Here is a 13,866-nt window from a genome sequence, read left to right as displayed (position 1 = left end):
GCCGTCCGAGGACGGTCAGTCACCGATCCGGTCCCGGAGGTCGTACAGCGACGCCACGACGTGGGTTGGCTCCGCGTCGAGGTCGGCGGCGTCGTTGTGCGGGCGCTCGACGAACGCGGCGTCGAGGCCCGCGCGCTCCGCGGCGACCACGTCGGTCTCCCGGTCGCCGACGTACAACCCCGTGGTCGCGTCCATCGCCGTCAGCCCCCGCTCGACGAGGGCGGGGTCCGGCTTCCGTCGTCGGTAGTCGGCGACGGTCGGCTCCCGACCGACGACCGCCTCGAAGACGCCGGGGAAACAGAAGTCGGCGACGAAGGCGGCCGTCGCGTGCCGGTTGTTACTCACGAGGCCGAGCCGTCGATCCGCGGCGAGGTCGGGCAACGCCGCCACGTCGTCGTACCGCCGGCGAGCGCCCGACCGGACGCGCGCGTTCGTCCGTCGAGAGGCGTGCCGTTCGCGGGCCGCCCACCACCGGTCGCGGTCGACGTCGAGCGCGTCGCACGCCGTCGCCATCTCGTCGGAGTAGTGGACGGCCTCGAGGGCGTCGGCGTCGCCGGCGGGGACGCTCGGCGGGTCGACGCCGAGTTCGCGGAGCGCGTCGTGGGCCGCCATCCGGTAGACGCCCGGATCCGTGCCGGCGCCGACGAGCAACACGCCGTCCATGTCGAACAGGAGGGCGTCGTACATGCTCCACGGGAAGTGGGGGAGGGACAAAAGCGTCGCGTCGGTGGGGCGGTACGGCCTACGCCGAGACCATCCAGGTCGTCCCCGAGGAGTACCCCCACTTCTCGATCGTGAGGTCCGTCACGGCGTCGCGGACGGCGCTCATGTTCGCACCGACCTCCTTCGCCGAGAGGTCGAGGTCGTCCGCGATGAGCCGGGACTTGAAGTAGGTGCGGTCGCTGGCGTGCTCCCGGAGATACGCGAGGATCCGCGCCTGCTTGTCGGTCAGCGCCGCACCGGCCGTCGCCGTCGCGGTGGTGGTGCTCATACCGTCCCGAACGGCTCCGCCTCGGAAAGGGCGTTTGGTAGACGTGGTTAACACGCTCCCCGCTTGCGGTTTTGAGGCCGAAGGCGTGCGGATCGCGGAGCCAGGGCGCCGGTTCCGGTACGTCGGCCGAACCTCGCGGCTTCAGAAGGTACTTATCTCCGCCGCGGCCAGGATTGGCCAATGACCGGGTCGTCCGAGGACCGGACCGTAAGCGTCGTCCTTCCCGCGTACAACGAGGAGGCGACGATCGAGGGGACCGTCGAGACGGCGCTGACGACGCTCGGCGAGTTCCTCCCGGCCGGCTCCTTCGAAGTGATCGTCGCGGAGGACGGCTGTGACGACCGGACGCCCGAGATCGCCAAGCGGCTCGCGGCCGCGGACGACCGCGTCCACCACTACCACAGCGACGAACGGCTCGGCCGCGGCGGGGCGCTCGAACGCGCGTTTGCGACCGCCGACGGCGAGACGCTCGTCTACTTCGACACGGACATGGCGACGGACATGCGCCACCTCGAGGAGCTCGTCGAGTCGGTGCGCTCGGGGGAGTACGACGTGGCCACCGGCTCGCGCTGGATGCCCGGAAACGAGGCCGAGCGACCGGCGAAGCGCGGGGTCCCCTCGCGCGGGTTCAACCTGCTCGTTCGGACCGTCCTGCGGTCGGACGTCCGCGACCACCAGTGCGGCTTCAAGGCGCTGTCCCGGGAGGCGTTCGAGCGACTCCGCGACGACGTCGAGGACGACCACTGGTTCTGGGACACGGAGCTTCTGGTGCGCGCCCAGCGGGCGGGGCTCGCGGTCAAGGAGTTCCCGGTCGACTGGGAGCCGAAGGGCGACACGAAGGTCGACCTCGTCCGCGACGTGGTCGGCATGGGCTCGCAGGTCGTGCGCCTCTGGTGGCAGCTCTCGGTGGCGCCCCGGGTCGGTCGCCGGGAGACGGCTGCCGCCGGGTTCCTGCTGGTGTTGGCCGCGGCGGCGCTGATGACCCAGTACCTCGATCTGGGTGCCGTGCTGGCGGAGATGCGGCGCGCGGACACCGGGTTAGTGGCCGCCGCGACGGTGCTGTACGCGGCGTCGTGGCCGCTCCGTGGCTACCGCTACCGGGACATCCTCCGGGAGCTCGGCTTCCGGGAGCGGACGGGGTTCCTGACGGGCGCGATCTTCATCTCGCAGACGGGGAACCTCGTGTTCCCGGCGCGGATGGGCGACGCGGTGCGCGCGTACGTCGTGAAGGTGCGCCGCGGGATCCCGTACCCATCCGGATTCGCATCGCTGGCGGCCGAGCGCGTCTTCGACCTGCTAACGCTCGCGGGGCTGGCGGGCGTGGTGCTGGTCGGCTACGCCGCGTCCGGCCAGTTCGCCGAGGTAGTCGCGGCGATCGCGGGCGGCGACGACGCCGGCCGCGTCGCGGTGTACGTCGCCATGGCTGTCGGACTCGCCGCGGTCGGCGCGGTCGTCGGGATCGTGCTGTCCGCGCGGTCGGACGCGAACCGCGTGCGTGCGCTCGTCGAGGCGGTCAGCGACGATTCCTACGGCGAATACGTGGCGGCGGTGCTGGAGCGGTTCGTGGGCGACGTCCAGCGGGTCGGCGGCGACCCGGCGGCGTTCGCCCGCGTCGGCGCCTCGAGCGTGGTCATCTGGGTGATCGACGTGCTCGTGGCGGCGCTGGTGCTGGCGGCGTTCGGCGTCGGGCTGGCGCCGGTCACGCTGCTCGCGGTCTGTTTCTTCGCAGTGAGCGTCGGGAACCTCGCGAAGGTGCTCCCGCTGTCCCCGGGCGGGATCGGCCTCTACGAGGGGGCGTTCACGGTGCTGGTGATCGGGCTGACGCCGATCACGTTCCCGGTCGCGTTCGGCGCGGCGGTGCTGGACCACGCGCTCAAGAACGTCGTCACGGTGGTCGGCGGCGTCGCGTCGATGCTGGTGCTCAACGTCTCGCTGACGACGGCAGTCGAGGAGAGCTCGGACGCGAGCGAGGCGGAGCCGCTCCACGAGTAGGGCGGACAGGCGGCACGGACTCGCCGCTCGCCGGAACGTCCGTGCCGCGCACCCGCGTTCCGTCCCGGCGCCCGCCGTCGGGCACGGGGCGTCTGGCGCGGCATCGGTCAAAAGGGCGTGGGGATCAGTAGAGGTCCGTGACGAACGGCCCGAGCGCGCCCGCGACCGCGGTCTCCAGCGCGGTGGTTCTGTCGACGCGGTCGCCGGTGAACGCGCCCGCCGCGCCGCCCTTTCTGGCGACGCCCTCGGCGTCGAGCACGTCGTCCATCACCGGCCCGAGTTCGGCGCCGTCGGCGACTCGTCGCTCGATTTCGGCCGGGAGCCGCATGCTCGGCCCGGCGCCGCGGCCGACCGTCTCGCCGTCGTCGACCGCGGCCCACATGATCAGGAACAGGCCGTCGGCGCCGTCGAACGCGGCGACGCCGCCCTCCAACCCGACCCCGAGGTCGTAGTCGCCCTGGGCGAGCACGTTCCGCGCCCGGGTCTCGGCGCCGCGGATCGTCTCCGCGTGGCCGCGGGGCTGTTCGCTCACGCCCGAGGAGACGGGACGGGCCTCGACCGTCGCGTCGCTCGGGACGGCGGCCTCGCCCGCCGCGAGGGCGCGCTCGACCGCGTCGCGTTTCACCGGGTTGCCGCTGCCGACGCCGACGTGCATGGGGGCGGCTCCGAGCGGGGCTCACAAGTCGGTGTCGGCTCCGGTGAGGCTCACGACTCGGCGTCCGCTCGACGTTCACACGCCGGCGTCGACCGTCGCCGAATGGAGGAGTTCGGCCAGCCGCTCCACGCCGTCGATCAGCGCCGGACTCGGCTGATTGAGGAGGTCGTCGTCGACGACGTGGACCGGCGCGTCGATCGCCCACTCCCGGTTCCGGACGGCCTCGGGATCGGAGCGCTCCCCGCGGCCGCAGACGTGGAGGACGACGTGGTCGGGGTCGGCCGCCTCGACGGCGTCGCCGGCGACCTCCCGGGAGCGCTCGCCCGCGTCGACGAAGGGGTAGCGCCCGCCGGCGGCGCGGACGGCGTCCGGGACCCAGTTGCCGGCGGCCATCGGCGGGTCCGACCACTCCTCGCAGTAGACGACCGGCCGACCGCGCTCGGCCACCGCCGGCGCGACGGCGTCCGCGACGCGGTCGAGGCGGTCGGCGGCGTCCGCACGGAGGTCGCGGCCGGCTCCCGGCCTGTCGACGGCGACACCCAGATCGGCGAAGGAGTCGAGAACCACGTCCAGCGTCGCCGGCTCGGCGTGGTGGACGGCGTGGCCGCGGTCGCGGAACTCCTCGGCGAGGTCGGCCTGCAGGGGGTCGCTGGTCAGGATCAGGTCCGGGTCGAGCGCGGCCACGCGCTCGGGGTCCGGGTTCAGCCACCCGCCGATCCGGGTCGGCGAGGCGTCGCCGGTTCCGCGGCGCTCCGGAGCCGGCGGGACCTCGCAGTGCGTCGTGACGCCGACGAGCAGGTCCGCGGCGTCCATCGCCGCGAGCGTCGCGGTCGCGCTCGGCGCCAGCGAGACGACGCGTGGGTCCGTCATTGGCGGGGCGAGGGCGGCCGGCGACATGGGCGCTTCGGTCGGCGCGGGGTCGCGTCCGGGGCGGCAGGTCGGGGCCGCGCGCAGGGGCGGCGCCGGCGCGGAGAGCGGCCGAGACCGCGGGACGCGGACCGGACCGATTCCGGTCCCTTTATGCGTCGTCCTCGCATCCACTCCGTAAGACCTTCCTCGGCTTCTATCGGTTCGTCCGGGGGACCCATACACCCATGAGCGAACGATCACACGTGCGGGGCCGATCCGCCCGCCACGAAACGGAGACGGAAGACGAGACCGAAAGCGAGAGCGAGGCCGAGAGCCTCACCTGCCCCGAATGCGACGGCAACGTCATCACCGACGAGGAGCACGGCGAGACGGTGTGTGCCGACTGCGGGCTCGTCGTCGAGGCGGACTCGGTCGACCGCGGGCCGGAGTGGCGCGCGTTCGACTCCCGCGAGAAGGACGAGAAGTCGCGCGTCGGCGCCCCGACCACCAACACGATGCACGACAAGGGGCTCTCGACGAACATCGACTGGCGCGACCAGGACGCCTACGGCCGCTCGCTCGGCGCCCGCCAGCGCCAGAAGATGCAGCGGCTCCGCAAGTGGAACGAGCGGTTCCGCACCCGCGACTCGAAGGAGCGCAACCTCAAGCAGGCGCTCGGCGAGATCGACCGCATGGCCTCCGCGCAGGGGCTGCCGGACAACGTCCGCGAGACCGCCTCCGTCATCTACCGCCGCGCGCTGGAGGAGGACCTCCTCCCCGGCCGCTCCATCGAGGGGGTCTCGACCGCCTGCGTCTACGCGGCCGCCCGCATGGCCGGCGTCCCGCGAAGCCTCGACGAGATCGCGGACGTCTCCCGGGTCGAGAAGTCGGAGATCGCCCGCACCTACCGCTACGTGGTCCGCGAACTCAAGCTGGAGGTCAAACCCGCCGACCCCGAGCAGTACGTCCCGCGCTTCGCCTCCGACCTCGAACTCTCCGACGAGTCCGAGATGCGCGCCAAACAGCTCCTCCGCAACGCGAAGGACAAGGGCGTCCACTCCGGCAAGTCGCCGGTCGGTCTCGCCGCGGCCGCCGTCTACGCCGCCGCCCTGCTGACCAACGAGAAGACGACGCAGGCGGCGGTCTCGGAGGTCGCCGACATCTCCGAAGTCACCATCCGCAACCGCTACCACGAACTCCTCGAGGCCGAGGACGGCCTCGTCGCCTGATCCGCGACCGACCGGACTCGACCGGCACCCGCTCGTTCTCGCGGACTTCGTTCTGACACCGCCGCCGGTCGACCGCACTGCCACGGTACCGGCCGCCTCTTCCGACCGCTCGACGGTCCCGGCTCTCGACTACCAGATCGTGACCGTTGAGACCATTTTCGATCTCTAGATCCATTTATGATAATCTTGCATCCCGTTAATTTCTGTATCTAGAAACTTCTGTGCCGTTTTCTCGGATTTCGTTATCAATATTGATTTTTAGCTGCCAAGGCTTTTACACGGTGTTCGTCTGGCTTCGCTAGAGCCAGTGATTCGGGCGGGCGTCCGTCGGGATCGCCGCTCCCGTTCGGAACGGGACGGCGGCATGTCGCTGCGATCGCGGACGGCGGTCTCCAGGCGCGGATCGACGCGGCTCGACCAACTCATGAACACGAAAATTGCGGTCCTACTGATCGCGGTCATCGGTGTATCGAGCGTCGCGGGCACGGCAGCGTTCACGACGGGGCAGGTCGACAGGACGGCCACCGTGCAGGTGGCCGGCGACGACGCCGCCCTCACCGGGCTGGCGCCCGGAGCGTCAGACCTCGTCTACTACGACGGCAACAACGAGCTCCAGATCGACTTCAGTCAGGTGACTGCCGACGGCGTCAACGCGAACTCGACGTACACGGTCGGCGACACGGGCGCGGCCAACGAGACGTACGCGTTCAACGTCACGAACAACCACAACACGCAGTACCAGTACACGTTCGACTACGTGTTCGACAATACGAATAACGCGGGCAACGTCTCCTTCCTGCTCTACGACAACACGGGGACGCAGGTCGACACCGCCTCGCCCGGCTCCACCGGCTCGATCAGCCTGGCCGCCGGCGAGGTCGGCTACGTCGTGATCGAACTCGACGCCGCGAGCACGGATCTCTCCGGCACGCTGTCGGTCTCGATCAGCTAATCCGCACGGAGGAATAGCGAACCAATGACCCCACGAACCGTCGGGATACTGCTGCTCGCCGCGCTCGTGGGGCTCCTGCTCGCTCCGCCGGGCGCACCGGTCGGAGTGAGCTTCGTCGAATCGGACAGCATGGAACCGGAGATGAACGTCGGCGACGGGATCGTGCTGCTTCCCAGTGGCGACGTTGCTCCCGGCGACGTGGTGACGTTCCGCTCCGACCACCGTGACGAGTACGTCACGCATCGCGTGGTCGGAGAAACGGAGGCGGGCTACGTGACGCAGGGAGACAACAACGACGTGACCGACCAGCAGGCGGGACACCCGCCGGTATCGCGGGACGCGATCGTCGCCAGCGTGCTGACGCTCGGCGGTTCGCCGGTGACGATCCCGGGGATCGGAACGGCCGCGACGGGGATCGAGCGACACAAGCGCGGCCTGGTCGCCGCGACCGCGATCGCCCTGTTCGTGACGGGATACGGTCGCACGCGTCCGCGACGGACGCCGATCTCGGAGGGCAGCCTCGTGCGTCTCGCCCTCGCGGTCGGCGCCGTCGCCGCCGTCGTGCCGATGCTCGTCGGGGGCAGCGCCGTCGGCGTCACGCTCACCGACGCACCTGGCGAGGACGGGGTGCTGTTGGAGGACGGCCGCGCGACGGTGGAACTGGAGACGACCTCGCACCCCTGGCTCGTCTCCACCGTCACCGCGCGCGGCGCGACCGTCCGCGACAGCGCGTGGACGGACGGCAGCCACGAGATCACACTCGAGAGGCCCTCCGGCCTGTCGGGGACGACGGCCGCGACGCTGCACGTCTATCAGTACCCACCGATGCTCCCTCCGTCGGTGCTGGCCGCGCTGCAGTCGGTCCACCCCGCGGTGGCCGGGCTGGCGACGACCGCCGTGATGTACACGCCGGTCGTTGCGCTGTACCGGCTCTCGTCGCTCCCCGGGGCGCCCCTCCGGAGCCGATCGCGGCGGACGGGGAAGGGGGGCCGAAACACGTGAACCGCGGTCGACGCGGTCGTGGCGGATCCGGCCGGACCGCCACCGTCGCGGCGGTGCTGCTCGTCTGTCTGCTCATCGGGCCGGGACCGGTCGGGCTGCAGGCGTTTCAGACCGGGGCCCTCGATCGGGCGTCGTCGTTGGAGACCGTCGACGACGGAAGCGGCGGGGTCACGATCGAGCCCTATCACGGGATGCAGAGCGGCGAGACCTGCATGCTCGCGGACCTGTCCAACGGGCTCGGGTCGACGCTCTCCGTGACGGTGGCGCTCCGCGACGACGCGACGCAGTACGGCAACCTGACGCTCGGCAGCGGGAACGAAGGCAACGAGGTCACGTTCTCGCTGGCGGTCGGTGCGACCGAGCGCGTCGAGATAGACCTCGCGAGCGACGTTTCCGACGGGACCGCCGTCGGCTTCGACGTGAACGCGAGCGACGAGTCGGTCGCGGTTTCCGCAGCGGACCGGAGCGCGACGGTCAACGAGAGCCGCACGGGAACGGAGTGTTCGTCGACGTGACCGAACCGGGTGGGGTACCGTGACCGACTGGACGCGAGTCGGGGTCCTCCGATGGCGTCGGCTCGTCGGACGGCACGGCCGAGCGCTCGTCGTCGGTTTCCTCGTGATCGCGGCGGTCGGAATCGGGGTCGCCGCGGTCTCGCTCGCGTCCCCGCCGATGATCGACTCCTCGGAGGAGCGCTCCACGACGGTCCTCGACGTGGACGGCGAGACGAGCGCGGTCGTCACCGGGGAGACGACGCTGTACGAGGACGGGACGCGACTGCGGGACCGGTCGGTGTACCTCCGAAGCGCCACGCCGAACCTCACCGTGCGGACGACCGCGCGGCCGGACGGTGCCGACGAAGTGGACCAGCGGCTCGCGCTCGTCTACCGCGCCGAGCGGGACGGCGAGTCGATCTGGTCGGAGACGGTCCCGCTCGCCGCGAACGCCTCGACCGGCGACTCGCCCACGACCGTCCGGACGACCGTCGACATCGACCAGGTCGACGCACGACTCGCCGAGGTGATCGACGAAGTCGGCGGCGCGGCGACCGTCCACGCCTACCTGCGTCACGACCTCACGTACCGGGTCGACGGGGAGACGAACGAGCGGACGGAGGCCGTGGAGCTGCGCGTCTCACAGAGCTCCTATCGGCTGACCGGTGATCTCGGCGGTCCGGTTCGGACGACCGAGACGGTCCCGACCTCGCGACCGGACCCGGGTCGGACAACGGTCATGAGCGTCGCCGGCGAGACGGTCATCGTTCCGACGACCGCGAGTTGGTCGCTCGGAATCGGGCTGCTCGCACTCGTCGGCGCCGCACTTGCCGGACTCGAACGCCGCCGGGAGCCGGACCCACGGGCGATCAGCCGGGAACTGGAGCGGCTTCGGTTCGCGGAGTGGATCTCGACGGCGAACGTCGACGTCGCCGACGCCGACGCGCGCGTCCCCGTCGCCTCGCTGGCGGACCTCGTCGACATCGCTATCGACTCGAACCGGCGCGTCATCCACGACCCCACGACCGGCCACTACGTCGTGACGGTCGACGGCATCGCCTACACGTACGCGCGGGACGGCCGCGCGACCACGGCGCCGGCGGCGGTCGACCGCGAAGAGACCGTGGCGACCGACCGCGAAGAGACCGTTGCGGCCGCCGAGACACCGGAGCCGGATGACGAGGCCGCGACGGACCCCTCGACCGGAGCGGGGACCGATCGGATCGAACGGTTCCTGCAGGGCGGCATGGGTGACGGGGAGGACTCCGACGATGACGCGAGCGCCGAGGAGACCGGTGCACGGACAGACGAGACGCCTCGGTCCGGCGCCACGTCGGAGGGAGAGTCGGGTGCCGAGCCCGACGAGCGCTCCGAGGAGGGATCGGCCGAGGACGCGGACGCCTTCGTGTTCCCGGACCGCTAAGAGGACAGAAATATGCCCAGAGTTCGGCGCCGGCTGTCCGTTCAGCGATCCCAGCGGTGCTGGGGCGGTCGGAACGCGCGAGAAACGCGCGCGAGGTCGCCGGCGTCGCCGTGAGCGCGGTGGGGAGCGAACGGCGGCTCGAAAATCTCCGATTTCCGGCGCGCTACTGCACGCTGGCTGCTCGAAAATCTCCGATTTTCGGTGGAGGTGGCGGCGCGGCCGCCTGCTGTGCGGTTTCGCGGCCGCGCGGCCGCCGAGGTTGGGGAGGTGTGAGGCTGCGGTGCGGTCGCGGTGCTGGGCGGAGCGGTGCTGTGCGGGGCGGTGCTGTGCGAGGCGGTGCTGTGCGGTGGGTGGGGCTTTCTGGGTGGTACTGTCGCGATCAGCAGGATCTACAGCAGTCACAAAAGCGTCGTACTGAGAGCCGGCAGGGACTCTCTGAGTGTTGCTGCCCCCAGCAGCAGGCTCGGCCACAGAAACAGAAACAGAAAACCCGTCGTCCAGAGAGTCGGTAAGCTCTCGAACGGGAGAGTATCCCCACGATCCGACCGTCCCAGTCACTACTCCTTCTGAGACCTTCGAAAGCCTCCCTGGAGCACCGTGATCGACTTCGTGAACGGCGGCGCCGCGGCGGGAACGCTCAAGTCGGTCGCGGGCGCAGGGGGAGACATGTTCGAGGAGTTCGTGCTGGCGGCGAGCACCGCCGACCTGTCGGAGGAGCCGGCCGCGCGCGAGGACGCGGACGCGGTGGAGTTCCGGATGGACCTGGCGGACGACCCGCTCTCGGCGCTCGACGACTACGACGGCGAGCTCCCGGTGGTCGCCACGAACCGCGCGTCGTGGGAAGGCGGCGAGGCGGCGGGCCCCAACCGGCTCGACGACCTCGCGGCCGCGGCCGCCGTCGACGCCGTCCGGGCGGTCGACATCGAGTTGGCCGCGCTCGACGGCACCGCGCCCGAGGGGGAGCCCGAACACGCCCGCGCGCTCCGGGAGACGGCCCGCGAGGAGGGCGCGGACGTGATCGCGTCGGTCCACGACTTCGCGTCCACGCCGCCGGCGGACGCGCTCGCGGAGCTGCTTGCCGACGCCGCCGCGGCGGGCGACGTGGCGAAGCTGGCGACGACCGCGGAGGTGCGCGCGGACGCGCTGGCGATGTTGGAGGCGACCCACCGCGCGACCGAAGCGGGTCACGTCGTCGCGACGATGTGCATGGGCGAACCGGGCAGACACACCCGCGCGGTCGCGCCCGTGTACGGCTCGCGGATCGGCTACGCGCCGGTCGACGCCGCCGAGGCGACCGCCCCCGGCCAGTACCCGCTCGCGGAGCTTCGCGAACTCGTCGACGGGCTCGTCGGCGAGTGAGGTAGAGACCGCGGCGCGGGTCAGTCCCGGGCCGCCTGCTGCTCTTTGGCGATCTCCAGCGAGATGAAGAAGCCGAAGTACGCCGGGATCCCCGCGAGCATGAACAGGTAGTACGCCCAGCGGGGCGCGCTCGTGAACACGGTGCTCGTCAGTACCGTCACGAACGCGACCCACGCGACCGCGAACAGCAGGTCGTGGACCATGCCGGTCGGGTTGTCGCGGACGTGGCTCCGGATGCGGTCGCCGAGGCTCATCGGCGGGCCCTCCGCGGCCGTCGGTGCGGCAAAAAAGTCGTCGTCCGTCGGTGCGTCGGCGTGGGATCGCTCACGGGAGGGTGTCGTGGGCGACCCACCTGAAGCTTACTCCTCCTCGTAGTCGACCACGAGGACGGGGACGTGCGTCGACCGGAGCGTCCGCTCGGTGACGCTGCCCAACAGCGCGCGCTTGACGCCGGCGCGGCCGTGGCTCCCCATCACGATCATGTCGATGTCGTGGTTCTCGGCGTAGTCGCCGATGAGTTTGTGCGGGCGGCCGGCCGAGACGTGTTCGACCACGTCGATCCCGCGCTCGGCGGCGCGGTCGGCCACGGCGCCGGTCGCCTCGTCCGACCGCTGTTTCACCTCCTCCATTTCGTCGAACCGGCCCTGCTTGAGCCGGTCGACCTGCTCGGTGCCGAGGCCGAGGTTGATCGAGTCGATGTCGACCACGTACAGCGCGTGGACCTCGGCGTCGTACCGCTCCGCGAGGTCCAGCGCGTGATCGACCGCGGCCTCTGCCACCTCGCTACCGTCCGTGGGAATCAGGATTCGCTCGTACATCAGTCGTCACCTTCGGTTTCGCCGCCGTCGGTCGCGACCACGTCCTCCGCGGTCTGCTGCTGGCTCATCGGCTCGGGGCTGTGACACTGCCGAACGATCTTCTTCGTCTCCAGCGGCGGCTCGTCAGTCATCAGCGACACCCCGATGGTGACGGCGAAGACGATGGGCACGGCGATGAGCGCCGAGCCGATGGCAGGCATCCACGTCGCGAGCGCACCGTTCAGCGGCGCTTCGAGCGCGCTCGTGTACGTCGGGACGACCTCGTTGATCATCGGGATGAACCAGATGACCAGCCCGGTCGTCATGCCGGCGAGCGCGCCCTCACGGTTCGTGTTCTCCCACCACATGCCGAGGAAGAACATCGGGAAGAGCACCGCGCCCGCGAGCGAGAAGGCGTACGACACCAGCGCGGCGATGGGCGCCGCGGGGTCGAGCGCCGCCAGCGTCGTCAGGACGCCCAGCGCGACGATGCTGAGGCGGCCGACGAGCACCTGCTGGCGCTGCGTCGCGTCGGGGTTGACGATGTTGGTGTAGATGTCGTGAGAGATCGCCGAGGAGCCGGCGATGAACAGGCCCGCGGTCGTCGCGATTGCGGCGGCGATACCGCCCGCCGCGACCAGGCCGACGAACCACTCGGGCAGGTTCGAGAGCTGTGCGGCCAACACGACGATCACGTCGGCCGCCTCGGTCGTCATGCCGGGGTCACCGTACACCGCGCCGATGTTCCGCGCGTACAGGTCCGTCCCGAACGCCGCGAACGCCGGCGCGCTGAAGTAGAGGATGCAGATGAAGAAGAGGCCCCAGACGGTGGACCAGCGGGCCGTCCGCTCGTTTTCCACCGTGTAGAAGCGGACTAGCACGTGCGGGAGCCCGCAGGTGCCGACGACGAGCGAGAACGCCGTCGCGATCCAGAGGTAGTAGCTCGCGTTGACGAACGGTTCGGAGAACTCGGTGCTCAGGTCGGCTATCAGCGCGCCGTACTCGATCTGCGGGAGGATCGTCGAGTAGTCGTTCGTGAAGCCGACCGCGTACAGCCCGGCGACGAACGCGACGATGAGGATGACGTACTGGACGGCCATGTTCTTGGTCGCGCCCAGCATCCCCGAGAGGGTCAGGTAGCCCACGGTGATGGTCATCATGATGATCACCATCGCCTGGTAGCCGCTGAGCCCCCAGAAGCCGAGGTCTCCGAAGATGTACAGCCCGACGAGGCCCATCCCGCGCGCCTGGCCGATCGCGTAGACGAACCCGATGAGGAACGTCGTGACCGCGCCGATGGCGCGTGCGGTGTCGGAGTTGAAGCGGTCGCCGACGAAGTCCGGCGCCGTGTACTTCCCGAAGCGCCGCAGCTGCGCGGCGAGGAAGATGAGCAGGATGAAGTAGCCCGTCGTCCAGCCGACGACGAACGCGAGCCCGTACACGCCGGCCGTCGCGATCAGCGCGGCCATCCCGAGGTACGACGCGGCGGACATCCAGTTGGCGCCGATCGCCATGCCGTTCTCCAGGTTACCGATGGAGCGGCCGGCGACCCACATGTTCTCGGTGTCGGCCACGCGGAAGACGAAGCCGATCGCGAGGAAGATCAGGAGCATGCCGATGACGAGCAGCGCCGGGAGGAGCTTGAACGAGACGTTGAGCCCCTCCGGAAGCAGCTCGCTCTGGAGCAGCGTCGCGGCGAGCGTCATGCGTCACCGCCCGTGACGTCGTGGTCGATGCCGTACTTCTCGTCGAGCTCGTCGCGTCGCCTGGCGTACCAGGCCGACAGGATCAGCGCGCCGCCGGGCGCGCCGATGGCGATGAGGAAGTAGTGGAGCGGGAAGCCGATGATCGGCATCGCCGTCGACATGGCGCCGGGCGCCAGGTACGTGGCCGTCACCGGGCCGAAGACCACGACCGCCCAGATGGCGAACCCCGTCCAGACGATCCGGAGGTGCTCGCGCATGTACGGCGTACTCGGGTTGAGGAGGTTCACCTCCGACCCCAGATAGTCCGTCTCTCGATGCTTCTGTGCCGCACCCGAGGCGACGCCCCCGTCGGTTCGGGGCCCGTCCTCGGCCGTGTCGTGTGAGCTATTGTCTGTCATATCGCGTGTGAGTGTGGGT

Annotated in this window: 15 protein-coding genes; 7 read left to right on the top strand and 8 right to left on the bottom strand. The window is 70.5% G+C overall.

Translation table 11 applies throughout. From position 1 onward, the window contains the following. Positions 1–15: 15 nt before the first annotated feature. Both ACZ432_RS10785 and ACZ432_RS10780 read right to left on the bottom strand, forming a co-directional pair. Positions 16–687 (bottom strand): HAD family hydrolase, encoded by a 672-nt coding sequence (locus tag ACZ432_RS10785; protein ID WP_426964419.1) that lies wholly within the window; start codon positions 685–687, stop codon positions 16–18. Positions 688–742: 55 nt separating this feature from the next. Continuing rightward, positions 743–991 (bottom strand): DUF7123 family protein, encoded by a 249-nt coding sequence (locus ACZ432_RS10780; protein ID WP_426964420.1) that lies wholly within the window; start codon positions 989–991, stop codon positions 743–745. A 180-nt stretch (positions 992–1,171) separates the two neighbouring features. Here ACZ432_RS10780 and ACZ432_RS10775 point away from each other — a divergent pair, with 180 nt between their 5' ends. Further along, positions 1,172–2,983 carry a flippase-like domain-containing protein gene (locus ACZ432_RS10775; protein ID WP_426964421.1) on the top strand — a complete coding sequence of 604 codons (1,812 nt, stop codon included), beginning with the start codon at positions 1,172–1,174 and terminating at the stop codon, positions 2,981–2,983. Between the two features lie 124 nt (positions 2,984–3,107). Here the strand turns inward: ACZ432_RS10775 and ACZ432_RS10770 are convergent, their stop codons facing one another. Both ACZ432_RS10770 and ACZ432_RS10765 read right to left on the bottom strand, forming a co-directional pair. Next, on the bottom strand, positions 3,108–3,638 hold the full coding sequence (locus ACZ432_RS10770) for a DUF84 family protein (protein WP_426964422.1): 531 nt from the start codon (positions 3,636–3,638) through the stop codon (positions 3,108–3,110). 75 nt (positions 3,639–3,713) lie between these two features. Then, positions 3,714–4,508: a helical backbone metal receptor gene (locus ACZ432_RS10765; protein WP_426964423.1), complete on the bottom strand. Its 795-nt coding sequence runs from the start codon at positions 4,506–4,508 to the stop codon at positions 3,714–3,716. Between the two features lie 224 nt (positions 4,509–4,732). Between ACZ432_RS10765 and ACZ432_RS10760 the strand changes: the two genes are divergently transcribed. The 6 genes from ACZ432_RS10760 (at position 4,733) to ACZ432_RS10735 (ending at position 10,946) form a co-directional block, all read left to right on the top strand. After that, positions 4,733–5,716 carry a transcription initiation factor IIB gene (locus tag ACZ432_RS10760; RefSeq protein WP_058365617.1) on the top strand — a complete coding sequence of 328 codons (984 nt, stop codon included), beginning with the start codon at positions 4,733–4,735 and terminating at the stop codon, positions 5,714–5,716. 424 nt (positions 5,717–6,140) lie between these two features. Continuing rightward, complete coding sequence (locus ACZ432_RS10755) at positions 6,141–6,668, top strand: hypothetical protein (RefSeq protein ID WP_426964424.1); 528 nt, start codon at positions 6,141–6,143, stop codon at positions 6,666–6,668. A 24-nt stretch (positions 6,669–6,692) separates the two neighbouring features. Continuing rightward, positions 6,693–7,670, top strand: a complete 978-nt coding sequence (locus ACZ432_RS10750; RefSeq protein WP_426964425.1) for a signal peptidase I — start codon at positions 6,693–6,695, stop codon at positions 7,668–7,670. Further along, positions 7,667–8,185, top strand: coding sequence for a hypothetical protein (locus ACZ432_RS10745; RefSeq protein WP_426964426.1), 519 nt, complete (start codon positions 7,667–7,669; stop codon positions 8,183–8,185). Before ACZ432_RS10750 ends, ACZ432_RS10745 begins: the two co-directional genes overlap by 4 nt. A 19-nt stretch (positions 8,186–8,204) precedes the next feature. Further along, on the top strand, positions 8,205–9,587 hold the full coding sequence (locus tag ACZ432_RS10740) for a DUF5305 family protein (RefSeq protein ID WP_426964427.1): 1,383 nt from the start codon (positions 8,205–8,207) through the stop codon (positions 9,585–9,587). A gap of 666 nt (positions 9,588–10,253) precedes the next feature. After that, a complete protein-coding gene (locus ACZ432_RS10735) occupies positions 10,254–10,946 on the top strand; it encodes a type I 3-dehydroquinate dehydratase (protein ID WP_426964428.1) in 693 nt (230 codons plus the stop codon). A gap of 20 nt (positions 10,947–10,966) precedes the next feature. Here the strand turns inward: ACZ432_RS10735 and ACZ432_RS10730 are convergent, their stop codons facing one another. From ACZ432_RS10730 to ACZ432_RS10715, 4 genes are all read right to left on the bottom strand, one after another. Beyond that, positions 10,967–11,200: a hypothetical protein gene (locus tag ACZ432_RS10730; RefSeq protein WP_426964429.1), complete on the bottom strand. Its 234-nt coding sequence runs from the start codon at positions 11,198–11,200 to the stop codon at positions 10,967–10,969. A 105-nt stretch (positions 11,201–11,305) separates the two neighbouring features. Next, positions 11,306–11,764, bottom strand: coding sequence for a universal stress protein (locus ACZ432_RS10725; protein ID WP_426964430.1), 459 nt, complete (start codon positions 11,762–11,764; stop codon positions 11,306–11,308). Then, positions 11,764–13,449 (bottom strand): sodium:solute symporter family transporter, encoded by a 1,686-nt coding sequence (locus ACZ432_RS10720; protein ID WP_426964431.1) that lies wholly within the window; start codon positions 13,447–13,449, stop codon positions 11,764–11,766. Before ACZ432_RS10720 ends, ACZ432_RS10725 begins: the two co-directional genes overlap by 1 nt. Further along, the gene (locus ACZ432_RS10715; protein WP_426964432.1) at positions 13,446–13,847 is read right to left on the bottom strand and encodes a DUF4212 domain-containing protein; all 402 of its coding nucleotides are present in this window, start codon (positions 13,845–13,847) and stop codon (positions 13,446–13,448) included. Before ACZ432_RS10715 ends, ACZ432_RS10720 begins: the two co-directional genes overlap by 4 nt. Positions 13,848–13,866 lie beyond the last annotated feature (19 nt).

This window comes from Haloparvum alkalitolerans, from assembly GCF_055381565.1.
Note: the sequence above shows the minus strand (reverse complement) of the source record. Positions and strands in the feature narration are given on the sequence as shown.

Bases quoted from the DNA above. Each gene is read 5' to 3' on its own strand.
- ACZ432_RS10785 (WP_426964419.1), bottom strand. From the start codon at position 687: ATGTACGACGCCCTCCTGTTCGACATGGACGGCGTGTTGCTCGTCGGC.
- ACZ432_RS10780 (WP_426964420.1), bottom strand. From the start codon at position 991: ATGAGCACCACCACCGCGACGGCGACGGCCGGTGCGGCGCTGACCGAC.
- ACZ432_RS10775 (WP_426964421.1), top strand. From the start codon at position 1,172: ATGACCGGGTCGTCCGAGGACCGGACCGTAAGCGTCGTCCTTCCCGCG.
- ACZ432_RS10770 (WP_426964422.1), bottom strand. From the start codon at position 3,638: ATGCACGTCGGCGTCGGCAGCGGCAACCCGGTGAAACGCGACGCGGTC.
- ACZ432_RS10765 (WP_426964423.1), bottom strand. From the start codon at position 4,508: ATGACGGACCCACGCGTCGTCTCGCTGGCGCCGAGCGCGACCGCGACG.
- ACZ432_RS10760 (WP_058365617.1), top strand. From the start codon at position 4,733: ATGAGCGAACGATCACACGTGCGGGGCCGATCCGCCCGCCACGAAACG.
- ACZ432_RS10755 (WP_426964424.1), top strand. From the start codon at position 6,141: ATGAACACGAAAATTGCGGTCCTACTGATCGCGGTCATCGGTGTATCG.
- ACZ432_RS10750 (WP_426964425.1), top strand. From the start codon at position 6,693: ATGACCCCACGAACCGTCGGGATACTGCTGCTCGCCGCGCTCGTGGGG.
- ACZ432_RS10735 (WP_426964428.1), top strand. From the start codon at position 10,254: ATGTTCGAGGAGTTCGTGCTGGCGGCGAGCACCGCCGACCTGTCGGAG.
- ACZ432_RS10730 (WP_426964429.1), bottom strand. From the start codon at position 11,200: ATGAGCCTCGGCGACCGCATCCGGAGCCACGTCCGCGACAACCCGACC.
- ACZ432_RS10725 (WP_426964430.1), bottom strand. From the start codon at position 11,764: ATGTACGAGCGAATCCTGATTCCCACGGACGGTAGCGAGGTGGCAGAG.
- ACZ432_RS10720 (WP_426964431.1), bottom strand. From the start codon at position 13,449: ATGACGCTCGCCGCGACGCTGCTCCAGAGCGAGCTGCTTCCGGAGGGG.
- ACZ432_RS10715 (WP_426964432.1), bottom strand. From the start codon at position 13,847: ATGACAGACAATAGCTCACACGACACGGCCGAGGACGGGCCCCGAACC.